Consider the following 11,827-nt stretch of genomic DNA (forward strand, 5'->3'; position numbering starts at 1 on the left):
CGGCGGTTCGTCATCGCTGTCAGAACGCGGCCTTGAGACCGACGACGATCTCGCGGCCCGGCATCGAGTTGCCCATGTTGCCGATGCCGTTCGTGTTCGACACCGAGGCGTTGCCGATGAAGGGCTGCTGGTCGAGCGCGATGAACAGCGCGTGCTGGTTGACGTTGAAGATGTTGTTCATCGCCACGTAGGCGGTCAGCCCCTTGCGCAGCTCGCCTTCAAGACGTGCGTTCCACACCCAGAACGCCGGCTTCTGGTGGATGTAGGAACTGGACGGCTCGCCGGCGGGGATCACCAGGGTTTCCTCGGTGTCGTACCAGATCGGTCCGCGCAGAATGCCGGTGACCGAGAAGGTCCAAGGGATGTCGACACCCGTCCGCTGGCCGAAGCGGGTGCCGATGGACGCCTGGTACTTGTAGGCGCGCTGCACCTGGCGCGAGTTGGCGGTGGTCGCGGCGCCGAAGTCGCGCATGTCGAAATTGTAGCCGCCGTTGGCGAAGACCGACCAGTGCCAGCCATTGGGCCGGGCTGAGAACGCGCGCAGGACGTCGAGGCTCGCCTGGAGTTCGACACCGCGGATGACGATGTCGCCGGGATTGTTGACGTAGTCGGAGACGTTCAGGGCTCCGGCGCGCCGCTGCGAGATGATCCGGTGCGAGATCGTGTTCTGGAACAGCGCCGCGTCGATGTTCAGCCCGTTCCACGAGAAGGTACCACCGATCTCGTACTGGCGGCTGGTTTCGGGACGCAGGTTGGGGTTGCCGAAGATCTGCCCGCCGGCGAGGACGGTGTAGTCGCCGGCGAGCTCCGTCGCGGTCGGAGCGCGGAAGCCGGTCGACACGCCCGTCCGGAAGCTCAGGTGCTCCGTGGCCCTCACGGTGCCGCCCACCGTGTAGGTGGTCGCCGTATAGGGCCGCGACCCGGATTGCTGGTTGGCGAGGTTCGGCGTCGGATCGAAGCTGGTGGAGCCGCGGGTATGACGAAGCCCGGCCCGCAGGACGATCCTGTCGTCGAAGAGCCGCTGGCTGTTTTCGGCATAGAAGGCCATCAGCGAATCGGTCTGGTTCGCATCCTGCGGCGCCACCTGGGCCATGGTGTAGGGCGGGGCGATCGCCTCCCGGTAGCGTGCGGACCTCAGCCAGCTGCGCTCGAGGTTGAGGCCGAGCAGCAGTTCATTGCCGGGGAAGAGGCTGAAGATGGGCTCGAGCTTTGTCCCCATGATGGTCAGGTGGCGGCGGTTGATGTCGAGGCGCGTGCCGCCGCTGCGCGAGGCCCAGCGGAAGATGTCCTGGTCCTCGACGAGGTAGCTGTGCGAGGCCCACCGGGCGACATCTGAGGCAGTCCGGCCCGAGTAGACGAAGTCGAACGAGGCGTTGGTGCGCTGGTCGCGGTTGAACGTGCTCCAGGACGAGCCGCGGAACCCCGCGTCGTAGATGCCGTCGGAGCGCAGGGTGACGTCGATGCGGTTGAGGTCGTTCAGCTGGTGGCCGAACGCGCCGGTGACGCCGAGGCGCTGCCATTGCGTGTTTGCCATCAGGCCGCCACCGGCTCCCGACGCGTAGCTGTCGCGGCGCCCGCCGGACAGGCCGATGTAATAGTCCGTCGGGCCGCGCTGGCCGGCGGTGTGGGCGCGCCCCTGCAGGAGGCCCCAGGAGCCGCCTTGGGTCTCGGCGGCGCTGCCGGCGGTGTTGCGGCCGTTGCGCAGGATGATGTTGACGACACCGCCCATGGCGCCCGACCCGTAGATCACCGAGGCCGGCCCACGAATCACCTCGATGCGCTCCACATCGGCAGGCGAGAGCTTGGAGATGTTGGCGGTGCCGGCGCGGCGCCCGTTGATGAGGACGAGGACCTGGCTGCGGAAATCCTTGCCCTGGCCGTCTGTGGCGCCGCCGCGGATGTTGATGGAGGTCTGCCCGGGGCTCCATTCGGAGAAGAAGCCGACGGCGTTCTCCGCCATGAGCTCGGTCACCGAGCGGGCACTGGAGCGAGCGATGGCCTCGCTGTCGAGAACCTGGACGGTGCCGGTGATGCGGCTGCGGGGCTCGGGACGCCCGGTCGAGGTGACGACGATTTCGTCGAGGATGGTCGGTCCGGCCGTCCTGTCCTGCGACCATGCCGGGGAGGATGCGACGCAGAAAAGGGCAACGAGCGAGGCAGCCGGCTGGCGCCCGCGGACGAGAAACGACATCGATGTCTCCTTCCGGCCCACCGCCGGAACAGGGTTGCACACGTCCTCGGCCGGTCTCCTGGCTCGCGGGTCATTGCGCTCCATCGCCCTTCCCGGCCCTCGGGCCAGTGGACATGCGAGGAGCACTCGCCGCTTACAGTTGCGGGGGCAGCCGTGGCCTTGGACCCGAAGGTCCGCACCACATTCCCGTTTCACTCCCTCACGGGAGCACCGAAGACGCACACACGAACAGGCCCGAGCCGGAACTGGCAAGGCCATCTAATGACATAGTTATATTATAACATTACATATAACAAGATGTTCGCGGCTCATGCGTTTCGCGAGGGGAGGGGGTATGCCGCTCTTGGCCAAGCATAGCTGCCAAGGGCGGAAGAGTTTCTCATGGGCGGGTCAGGCCGGCCAGGCCTGCGCCCCGCCGTCGACCCTCAGGACCTGCCCGGAAACGAAGGCGCCGAGAGGCCCGGCGAAGACCTCCACCAGACGCGCCACCTCGTCGACGGTGGCGATCCGGTCGAGGGTGCCGTCCTCGGCGAGGCGCGCGGGATCGACGGCGCGCGTCCCGAGAAAGCGGCCGGTGCGCGTGTCGCCGGGGGCGATGCAGTTGACCGTGATGTCGTAGGGGCGGAGCTGGTCGGCGAGGCAGCGGGTGTAGTGGGTGACGCCCGCCTTGGCGGTGGCATAGATCGCGCCGTTGGTGCGCCCTTTAAAGGCGGCGACCGACCCGATGGTGACGATGCGGCCGCTGCGACGGGCCATCATCCGCGCGGCGACGGCCTGGCAGACGAGGATGGTGGAAATCAGGTTGCGGTCGATCACGGCCCGCACGTCCTCCTCGCTGATGCCAACCGCATCGTTCGGGTCGGGCTTGCCGCCGCGTGCGGCGATGTCGCCGCCGGCATTGTGGACGAGGATGTCGACCGCGCCGAGCCGCGCCTCCGCCTCGCCGACGACCCGGGCGATATCCTCGGGACGGGTCAGGTCGCCGAGAAGGCGGACGGTGGGCACGCCGTGGGTGCCGGCGACCTCCTCCGCCACGGCGGTGAGGGTCGTGCCTTCGCCATATTCGGCTGGCCCGTTCTCCCGCATGCCGTGGAGCGCGATCCCGGCACCGAGGGCCGCGAGTCGTTCGGCGAAGGCGCGGCCGAGGCCGCGGCCGGCTCCCGTCACCAGGGCCGTCTTGCCGGCGAGCGGCCGGTCGATCGTGGTCGTCATGGCGTGTCCTCGTGAGGGCAGTATCATTCGTCGGTCAGGCTGAGGCCGACCGCGATGGCCTGCACGAGGCACATGGGGGCGACCAGGGTCCGCAGCGCCGGCTCAGGCATGTCGTGGATCTCGAACACGACGGAGGCACCTTCGGTGATGGGGCCGAGCAGGCTGTCTGTGATGGCGATGGCGGGAACGCCGCGCGCGACGAGCTCGGGAAAGAGCCGGGCGGTGTCGGGATAGTAGTTGCGGAACGACACGGCGATCAGGGCGTCCTCTCCGGTCGCCGCATGAGACTGCTCCCCGATGCTGCCGCCGATACCGTCAAGCACGACCACGCGCCGCCCGAGCTTGCGCAGCACGTAGGCGAGGTGCGCAACGACCGGATAGGAGCCGCCGAGGCCAAGAAGGTAGATGTCCCGCGCCCTCGCCAGGATGGCGATGGAGGCCTCGATGTCAGGCTCGGAGATCGCATCGCGCAGTGTGTCGAGGGCCGCATGGGCCTCGTTGACGAACCGGTTCAGCACGGCGCCTGGCCGACGACCCAAGTCGGATTTCTCGTCGGCGCGCATGCGCGCGAGGCGCGACTTGTAGCTCGGCGCCACCCCGGCGATCAGGCGCGAGCGGAAGACCTGCTGCATGTCGCTGAAGCCGTTGAAGCCGATGGCATGGGCAAACCGGACGATCGCCGAGGGCTGGACGCCCGTTCGCTCCGCGACCTCCGCGACCGTTCCCAGAGCCACGTCCGTCGGATGGTCCAGCACGAATTCGGCGATCTGGCGCAGGCGACCGGGCAGCGCGCGATGGCGCTGCGCGATCAGGCTGCGCAGCTCGTCATAGGTCGCGGGGGCCGGAGGGGCGGAGGTCATTCCGGAAGGCTCCATGCTGCGGGGCGCAGCCACGGCGGGAGGTGTCACGTTCCGTCAAATGGATCAACTATTCCGCTTTACAATGTCAAATGGAATGTTCATTCTATCGACAACAAGGGCGAAAATCGCCCGGGTCTCAGGGAGGAGACGATGAGCGGGAAGCGCATTTCGCGGCGTGGCGTCATGAAGGGCAGCCTCATGGCCGCAGCCCTCGGCGGGACGGCCAGCTTCTTCGGGCCCTGGGCCCACAACCGGGCCTTTGCGCAGGGCCCGAAGCCGATCAAGCTCGGCCTCACCTGCGATGCGTCGGGGCAGTACGGCAACAGCGGGCAGGACGATCTGCTCGGCATGCGCATGGCCATCGACGAATTCAACGCCAAAGGCGGCGTCCTCGGCCGCAAGGTCGAATGGATCACCGCCGACACCGAGACCAATCCGGCGACGGCGACCCGCGTGGCCGAGCGGTTCATCGCCCAGGAGCAGTGTGCCTTCCTGCTGGGAGCCGTGCACTCGGGCGTCGCCAACGCCATCACCCAGGTCGCCGCCAAGACCGGGACGATCTACATGAACACCAACTCCTCCGCCCCGAGCGAGGCGGGAGAGAACTGCGCGCGCGTCAAGTTCGTCTGGGACGGCAACGGCACCAACTTCTCCAAGGCAGCGGTGAAGAACGCCGTCGAGCGCATCGGCAAGAAGTGGCTGCTGCTGACCAACGACTACGTCTGGGGCCACACGACCTCGGCGTCGACCAAGGCATTGGTGGAGGCGGCCGGCGGCCAGATCGTCGACAATCTCCTGGTGCCGCAGAACACCCGTGACTTCACGTCCTACCTGCTGAAGGTGCAGCAGATCCGGCCCGACGTGGTGGCGACCGCCATCGGCGGCGACGACATCAAGGCTCTGCGGCAGCAGATCACCGACCTCAGGCTCGAGGAGCGAACGGCCTGGATCAACAACCAGCAGGACTGGCCGGACATCTGGGGCGCGCCGGAGAGCCTGTTCGGCGTCTTCGGCACCACCTGGTACCACAAGCTGCCGCTGCCGGGCGTCGAGGACTTCGTCAAGCGGTGGAAGGCGGCCTTCCCCCGTTCACCCATCCCGGTGCCGGGCAACGTCTCCTACAACGGCTACATGGCGACGCGTGAGCTGCTGCGGGCCGTCGAGCGGGCCGGCTCGACCAACAACGCCAAGGTCATCCGGGCGCTCGAGGGTCACACGATGAGCGCAGCCGACCGGATGCAGCATTTCGATGCCTATATCGACCCGGTGACGCACCAGGTGCAGCAGACGATCTATCTCGCCAAGCGCAACCCGAAGCCGGCTGACCCCACGGACCTCTACGAGATCCTCAGCCAGACGCCGCCGCAGAGCGCCCTCGACGATGCCGCTCCGGGCAAGTGCAAGCTGACGCCGTTCGAGCAGCTGCCCAGCTACGAGATGTAGCTCGCCCGCTGATCAACGCCCATGCGGGCGGCGCGCAGCCGCCCGCACGTCCTTGCAGCAGACGGGCTTCCCCGATGATTCTGAACCTCATGCCCCATCTGGTGAACGGGCTGACGCTGGGTCTCCTGTTCGCCCTGATCGCGCTCGGCTTCATGCTGATCCTTGGCCTCATGGAGCAGATCAATCTCGCCCATGGTTCGCTCTTCGCGCTCGGCGCCTATTTCGCCTATGCCATTGCCACCCCGCGCCTGCCGATCCCGCCGGACATGCTGCAGGCCTGGGCGGCGGTGCCGCTCGGTTGGCGCTACCTGGCCGCGCTCGTTCTCGCGCCCGTCCTCGTCGCACCCTTCGGGGCGCTGATCGAGCGGCTGATGCGCAGGACATACGGCAAGGACCCGCTCTATGGCCTGCTGCTGACCTTCGGCATCGCGATGGTGCTGGAGGACCTGATCCGCACCGTCTGGGGCACGCGGGACTACACGCTTCCGGTGCCGCGCGACCTGTCCGGAGGCTTCTTCTTCCTCGACCTGATCTGGTCGCGCTACCGGTTCTGGGCCGCGGCCTTCGCTGTGGCCGCCATCGCCGCGGTCTGGTTGATCGTCGAGCGCACCCGCTTCGGCGCGATGGTGAAGGCCGGCGCGCACGACACCGAGATCGTCCAGGCTCTGGGCATCGACATCGGCCGGCTCAGGACGGGTGTCTTCATCTTCGGCACGATGCTGGCGGCGCTCGCCGGCGTCATCATGGCGCCGATCTGGGGCATCCGGCCGCACATGGGCGTGGATGCGGTGGTGCCGGCCTTCCTGGTGATCGTCCTCGGCGGCGTCGGCTCGTTCTGGGGGGCCGTCCTGGCGGGACTGCTCGTCGGCATGGTCGTCGGCTTGTCGGGCGCCTACGCCTCCGAATGGTCCCTGCTGTCGATGTACCTGCTGCTGATTGCGGTCGTTACGTTCCGGGCCCGCGGCCTGTTCGGCAAGAAGAGCGCTCTGGAGGCCTGACATGATCGCGCCGCCCCCCCGGACCACGGTCCAGACCTTCACGCCGACCATGCTGATCACCTGGGCGCTGCTGGCCAGCCTTCCGCTGTGGATCGAGAAGGTCGGGCTCTACCAGTATCTCGGCGTCGAGATCCTGATCTGGGCCACCTATGCCCTGGCCTTCAACCTCGTCCTCGGCCATGCGGGCCTGCCGTCCTTCGGGCACGGTGCCTTCTTCGGGATCGGCGCCTATGCCTTCGGCCTCGCCCAGTTCAACATCGCCGCCAACCTCTGGGTTTGCATGCTGGCGGCGCTCATGGCGGCAGGGCTCGCCGGCGCGCTGGTTGCGCTGTTCATCTCCCACCGGCGCGGCATCTATTTCTCGCTCATGACCATCGCCTTCGGCCAGGTCTTCTGGTTCATCGCCATGAAGGCCCATGCCGTCACCGGCGGCGAGGACGGGCTTCTGAAGATTGCCCGCCTGCCGATGGACATCGGCATTGCGGCGTTCCCGACCGAGAGCAATGTGGCGCTCTACTATGCGGTCTTCGCGGTCTTCGTCATCGTTTCGCTCGCGCTGTGGCGGATCGTGCACTCGCCCTTCGGACGGGTGGTGAAGGCCATCAAGCAGAACGAGGAGCGCGCGCGTTTCGTCGGCTACGACGTCTGGACCGCCAAGTTCGCGACGATCGTCATCTCCGCGGCACTCTCGGGGCTCGCCGGCGGTCTTTTCGCCATGGCCCAGCGCTCGGCATTCCCCGACGTGATGAGCCTGCACTATTCCGGCTACATCGTGATGATGACGCTCGTGGGCGGAGGTCTCGTCTCCTACTGGGGGCCGGTGATCGGCGTCGTGGTCTTCCTGCTGGCCCGCGACCTGATCGGCGCCTGGACGACGAGCTGGATGCTCTGGTTCGGGCTTCTCTTCGTCATCCTCGTCATGTTCCGCCCGGACGGAATCGCCGGCTTCTTCGAAAGTCTGCGCCGGAAAGAGCCGGTCGTGCCCGCGCCGGTTCCGATGTCGGAAGGGAAGGGGGCCTGAGCCATGGCGCTGTTCGAGGCCCGCAATCTCCACCTGCGCTTCGGCGACCGTGTCGTCCTGGAGAACATCTCTCTCGCCTTCGAGAAGGGGCGCCTGTCGGGCATCATGGGCCCGAACGGCGCCGGCAAGACCACCTGCTTCAACGTCCTGACTGGCCGCTATCGGCCCGATCGCGGCCAGGTCATCTTCGACGGCGAGGACATCACCGGGCTGAAGCCCCACCTGATCGCGCGCCGGGGCATCGCCCGGTCCTTCCAGCTCATGAACCTGTTCGACGAGTTCTCCGTCTTCGAGAACGTCGCGGTCGCCCTGCCGGCGACGCGCGCGCGGTTCGCCGATCCTCTCGGGCAGGCCTACGCCGATCCGCGGGTGGTAGACGAGGCCATGGCGATCCTCGAGCGCGTCGGGCTGCACCGCCGCGCCGCCGATCCGGCGAAGGCGCTTCCCTACGGCGCCCGGCGGGCGCTGGAGATTGCGGTCGCTCTCGCCTCCAGGCCGAAGCTCCTGTTCCTCGACGAACCGACCGCCGGCCTCGGATCCGACGGCCGGGCCCGCCTCGCCGACCTCATCCGGGCGCTCAAGGGCGACGTCACCATGGTCATCATCGAGCACGACATGGAGTTCCTGTTCGCCCTCGCCGACGAGATTTCCGTCATCCATTGGGGACAGGTCATCGCGCAGGGCACGCCGCAGGCGCTGATGGCCAATCCCTGGGTCAAGGCCTCGAAGCTCGGGGAGGCGGCGTGATGCTGGAGGTCCGTGGCATCGACACGTTCCACGGCGAGACGCAGGCGCTCTTCGGCGTCTCGCTCTCCGTCGCCGCAGGCGAGGTTCTCGCCCTGCTCGGCGCCAACGGGGCGGGGAAGACGACCCTGATCCGCTCCGTCCTCGGCCTGACGAAACCGCGGCGCGGGGAGATCCGGTTCCGCGACAAGGTCATCACGGCCTGGCAGACCCACGACATCGCCCGCGCAGGCGTCGGCTGGGTGCCAGACGATCGGCGGCTCTGCCCAACCCTCACGGTCGCCAAGAACCTCGCGCTCGGCGTGAAGACGACGGCCTATCGCAGCTGGTCGGTCGATGAGGTCACGGAAATCTTCACGGCGCTGAAGTACCTGATGGCGCGCGAGGCAGAGACCCTGTCCGGCGGCGAGATGCAGATGGTGGCCATCGGCCGGGCTCTCCTCGGCTCCCCCGGTCTCGTCCTGTTCGACGAACCGAGCCAGGGCCTCGCCCCCAAGATCGTCTCGGACGTGATGGCCGTGATCCGCCGGCTGAAGGCCGAAGGCATCGCCTCGGTGGTCGTTGAGCAGAACGCCGACGTCGCCCTTTCGGTCGCGGATCGGGCTGTCATCCTCTCGCGGGGGCATGTCGTCTGGCAGGGCGACGCCAGGGAGCTGGCGGCCGATCATGCCCTGAAGCAAAGCCTGCTCGGAGGCCTGCAATGAGCGCGCCCATCCTCGCCCTCGACGGGCTGGCCAAGGAGTATCGCGGCCTTCTCGCCCGGGAGCCGAGCTTCACCCTGCGTGTCGACCGGCGTTTCGACGGCCCGGAGATCATCGGCGTCATGGGTCCGAACGGCGCCGGCAAGACCACCTTGTTCGAGATGATCGCCGGCTCCAATACGCCCAGCGCAGGGCGCGTTCTGGTCAGTGGGCAGGACATCCATCAGGTCAGGCCCCGCGAACGCGACCGGCTCGCCATCCACTACCATCAGTCCTATCAGGTGCGCCGGTTCCGCCGCACCCGGCCTGCCTTCCTGCAGCAACGCGCCCGAAGTGCCTACCCGCTCGTGCACCTGTTCGATGAACCGCAGTTCAACACCCAGGACGGCTATATCGGCTTCATGCTGGATTTCTTCCGGCGGCTGAAGGCCGAAGGGCACCTCGTCTTCGTCTGCCTGCATCCGACGGCGTCGTTCCAGCTCGACATCCTCAACGAGATCTGTGACCGGTTCCTCTTCGTCTCCGCTGGGCAGGTCCAGGCCCATGACGACTTCGCCGGCATCGTCTCCTCGCCCGACGTCCGGCACTATCTGGGGGACGTCGCCCCAGCCCTCGCCCCCAGTATTGAGAGTGATCTTCCGAGCCTGAGGAACCGCCCGGCAACAATCTGAGTGTCGGAAGATGCGCACCCGGCCTGTGCTATGCGGGCCGCCTCCCGAATGCGCTCGCTACGTGTGAATCTGGCCAAATGAGCCGTCGAGGTTCGACGAGCGGTGCCACGGCACCCGCACCCGCGTCATGCACTTGACATGCTCACTGAGCTACGAAATGGTCTCGGGCGTTTGGACCGCAGCGCATTGACCTTGCGTTGTTCGGCGAGACGTAGCCAGGGGCGAAAACAGCATCCAATCCTCTGCGTCAGAGGCGCTGGTCCCGGCAGAGGATTCAGGAGAGGCACGGCCATGTACTTGCCGTTGGTTGCAGCATTGCTCGCCGCCGTTCCTGTTCTGGCAGTCGCGCAAACCGTCCCCCAGAACCAGCCACTCCCGAACTGTACATCTGCCTCAGACTGCCCGCTGATCGACTTCACGCAGCGTGCCCTGGGTGCAGGCTTGGCCGGGGTGACGCTGGCTCCCGGCGAGGCCCGCGGCATGCTGCTTGGCCGAACCGGCGACAGCGCCCTGCCACTGTTCCGGCTGATGTGGATCGACCAGACGCCGCCAATGTCGCCGGATCGGACGGCGTCCGAGTTCATGCGCGGGCTCCACCGCCCCAACCGCTTCTGCAACCGTCGGCCCATTCCCGCCGGTGCGTCTGCGGACGGAACACGGGGCGCCTTCGACATCCGCTGCTCCGGCGGCCAGACGCCGGAGGTCCAGGTTGTGCTCCATGCCGTCCAGGACGCGCAGCGCACCCGGACGCTGGTTCTGCTTGCGCCCCTCGGCAACGGCCCGGCACTTCTGGCCCGTGGCCAGCGCGTGCTGACGGCAATCGCGGCGCCCCCGCGCGACTATGCGCAGCTGCGGCAGGATTGCGCGGACGATAGCGACGCGCCGCGCCAGATCGCCGGCTGCAATGCCGTGCTGGCCAATCCATCGGAAACCGGCAACTACGGCATCGCCCTCAGCAATCGCGGCCATGCCCGCGAACGCACCGGCGACCTCGCCTCCGCGCTCGCCGATTACGAGCGGGCCATCGCCCAGGAACCGGGCAATATCACGGCGCAGATCAATCGCGCCCGCATCCTGGCACGGCTCTCGCGCGCCGAGGAGGCGCTCGCCGTCTACGACCGCATCATCCAGGCCGGAGACAATGGCTGGGCGAGGCTCGAACGCGGGCGGCTGCTCGCCAGCCGCAACGAAGGGGAACGCGCCGTCGCCGATCTCGAGGCGGCGGTCCGCTTGCTGCCGGGCGACGAGGAGGCCCTGACGGCGCGGGACTGGGCACGTTTCCGGCGGTCGCAGGGTCTGGGGTTCGACGAGGTTCAGCCGGAGGCCACGACGCTCGCTGATGCGGTGCTGAACGCCGAAGGCTTTTTCGGCATGCTTTCGGTCGCGGATGCCGCCCGCATCCGCCGCGACAAGCCCAGCCAGGCAAGCGCCGAGTGGGAGTCCATGCCGTCCGATGGCGGGCCGGGGCGCTACGAGGTGGAAGCCCGCAGTTGCGCCGAGGTGGTTGTCGAGGAGGTTGGCCAGCGCAACGGCCGGCGACAGGTGCTGCAACGACGCGTCATCGATCTCAACCGCTTGCGGGGGCTGTTGAGCCGCGACGGCGATGCGTTCGTCTATCGCGCCGGCGTCTATGGCGAACGCATCGTCGAGACGCCACGAGGGACCCTGCAGGTCCCGATCGCCGCCGAACTCCGCCAGTTCGGTCCGAGTGACAACCGGTTTGCCCAGGCGCTCGTCTATCTCGACGCGATCAAGCGCTTCTGCCCCGGCGCCACGCCGCAGGCAGCTCCTGCGCCAGCTGCAGCGCCGGCACCAACGGCCGCTCAACCCTCCGCGCCTCAGGCTCCGGCCGCCACTACCGGCCGCTTCACCGGCCAGCCGGCCACCCCGGCGCCATCCGCGCAGGCGGCGCCCGCGTTCGTGGCTCCAGCGCCCCCAGCTTCGGCCCCGCCTCCGGCTCCGGCCCCGAACACGGGTCGCTTCACG

The 11,827-nt window shown here is 67.8% G+C and carries 10 protein-coding genes and 1 riboswitch; of the genes, 7 read left to right on the forward strand and 3 right to left on the reverse strand.

All coding sequences use genetic code 11. The features are described 5' to 3' along the window. Positions 1 to 19: 19 nt before the first annotated feature. From ACT6XY_RS13100 to ACT6XY_RS13110, 3 genes are all read right to left on the reverse strand, one after another. Positions 20 to 2,191 carry a TonB-dependent receptor gene (locus ACT6XY_RS13100; RefSeq protein WP_444748766.1) on the reverse strand — a complete coding sequence of 724 codons (2,172 nt, stop codon included), beginning with the start codon at positions 2,189 to 2,191 and terminating at the stop codon, positions 20 to 22. Positions 2,192 to 2,222: 31 nt separating this feature from the next. Continuing rightward, positions 2,223 to 2,421, reverse strand: a riboswitch (cobalamin riboswitch). A 160-nt stretch (positions 2,422 to 2,581) separates the two neighbouring features. After that, the gene (locus tag ACT6XY_RS13105) at positions 2,582 to 3,403 is read right to left on the reverse strand and encodes an SDR family NAD(P)-dependent oxidoreductase (RefSeq protein ID WP_444748767.1); all 822 of its coding nucleotides are present in this window, start codon (positions 3,401 to 3,403) and stop codon (positions 2,582 to 2,584) included. A gap of 23 nt (positions 3,404 to 3,426) precedes the next feature. Continuing rightward, a complete protein-coding gene (locus tag ACT6XY_RS13110) occupies positions 3,427 to 4,263 on the reverse strand; it encodes a MurR/RpiR family transcriptional regulator (protein WP_444748768.1) in 837 nt (278 codons plus the stop codon). A 150-nt stretch (positions 4,264 to 4,413) separates the two neighbouring features. On the opposite strand from ACT6XY_RS13110, the gene ACT6XY_RS13115 reads away from it, so the two are divergent. The 7 genes from ACT6XY_RS13115 to ACT6XY_RS13145 form a co-directional block, all read left to right on the forward strand. Further along, on the forward strand, positions 4,414 to 5,706 hold the full coding sequence (locus ACT6XY_RS13115; RefSeq protein WP_444748769.1) for an ABC transporter substrate-binding protein: 1,293 nt from the start codon (positions 4,414 to 4,416) through the stop codon (positions 5,704 to 5,706). A 74-nt stretch (positions 5,707 to 5,780) separates the two neighbouring features. Beyond that, positions 5,781 to 6,704: a branched-chain amino acid ABC transporter permease gene (locus ACT6XY_RS13120; protein WP_444748770.1), complete on the forward strand. Its 924-nt coding sequence runs from the start codon at positions 5,781 to 5,783 to the stop codon at positions 6,702 to 6,704. 1 nt (position 6,705) lies between these two features. Next, a complete protein-coding gene (locus ACT6XY_RS13125; protein WP_444748771.1) occupies positions 6,706 to 7,725 on the forward strand; it encodes a branched-chain amino acid ABC transporter permease in 1,020 nt (339 codons plus the stop codon). A gap of 3 nt (positions 7,726 to 7,728) precedes the next feature. Further along, complete coding sequence (locus ACT6XY_RS13130) at positions 7,729 to 8,472, forward strand: ABC transporter ATP-binding protein (protein ID WP_444748772.1); 744 nt, start codon at positions 7,729 to 7,731, stop codon at positions 8,470 to 8,472. Then, positions 8,472 to 9,173 (forward strand): ABC transporter ATP-binding protein, encoded by a 702-nt coding sequence (locus ACT6XY_RS13135; RefSeq protein ID WP_444748773.1) that lies wholly within the window; start codon positions 8,472 to 8,474, stop codon positions 9,171 to 9,173. Before ACT6XY_RS13130 ends, ACT6XY_RS13135 begins: the two co-directional genes overlap by 1 nt. Further along, the gene (locus tag ACT6XY_RS13140) at positions 9,170 to 9,841 is read left to right on the forward strand and encodes an ATP-binding cassette domain-containing protein (RefSeq protein ID WP_444748774.1); all 672 of its coding nucleotides are present in this window, start codon (positions 9,170 to 9,172) and stop codon (positions 9,839 to 9,841) included. Before ACT6XY_RS13135 ends, ACT6XY_RS13140 begins: the two co-directional genes overlap by 4 nt. 291 nt (positions 9,842 to 10,132) lie before the next feature. Next, the coding region (locus ACT6XY_RS13145) for a tetratricopeptide repeat protein (protein ID WP_444748775.1) at positions 10,133 to 11,827 on the forward strand (1,695 nt) is incomplete at its 3' end.

Source organism: Phreatobacter sp. (genome assembly GCF_052440005.1).
Taxonomy (GTDB): Bacteria; Pseudomonadota; Alphaproteobacteria; order Rhizobiales; family Phreatobacteraceae; genus Phreatobacter.

Excerpts from the sequence above, each read along its gene's own strand:
- ACT6XY_RS13140 (WP_444748774.1), top strand. The coding sequence starts at position 9,170 with ATGAGCGCGCCCATCCTCGCCCTCGACGGGCTGGCCAAGGAGTATCGC.
- ACT6XY_RS13130 (WP_444748772.1), top strand. The coding sequence starts at position 7,729 with ATGGCGCTGTTCGAGGCCCGCAATCTCCACCTGCGCTTCGGCGACCGT.
- ACT6XY_RS13135 (WP_444748773.1), top strand. The coding sequence starts at position 8,472 with ATGCTGGAGGTCCGTGGCATCGACACGTTCCACGGCGAGACGCAGGCG.
- ACT6XY_RS13115 (WP_444748769.1), top strand. The coding sequence starts at position 4,414 with ATGAGCGGGAAGCGCATTTCGCGGCGTGGCGTCATGAAGGGCAGCCTC.
- ACT6XY_RS13110 (WP_444748768.1), bottom strand. The coding sequence starts at position 4,263 with ATGACCTCCGCCCCTCCGGCCCCCGCGACCTATGACGAGCTGCGCAGC.
- ACT6XY_RS13100 (WP_444748766.1), bottom strand. The coding sequence starts at position 2,191 with ATGTCGTTTCTCGTCCGCGGGCGCCAGCCGGCTGCCTCGCTCGTTGCC.
- ACT6XY_RS13125 (WP_444748771.1), top strand. The coding sequence starts at position 6,706 with ATGATCGCGCCGCCCCCCCGGACCACGGTCCAGACCTTCACGCCGACC.
- ACT6XY_RS13120 (WP_444748770.1), top strand. The coding sequence starts at position 5,781 with ATGATTCTGAACCTCATGCCCCATCTGGTGAACGGGCTGACGCTGGGT.
- ACT6XY_RS13105 (WP_444748767.1), bottom strand. The coding sequence starts at position 3,403 with ATGACGACCACGATCGACCGGCCGCTCGCCGGCAAGACGGCCCTGGTG.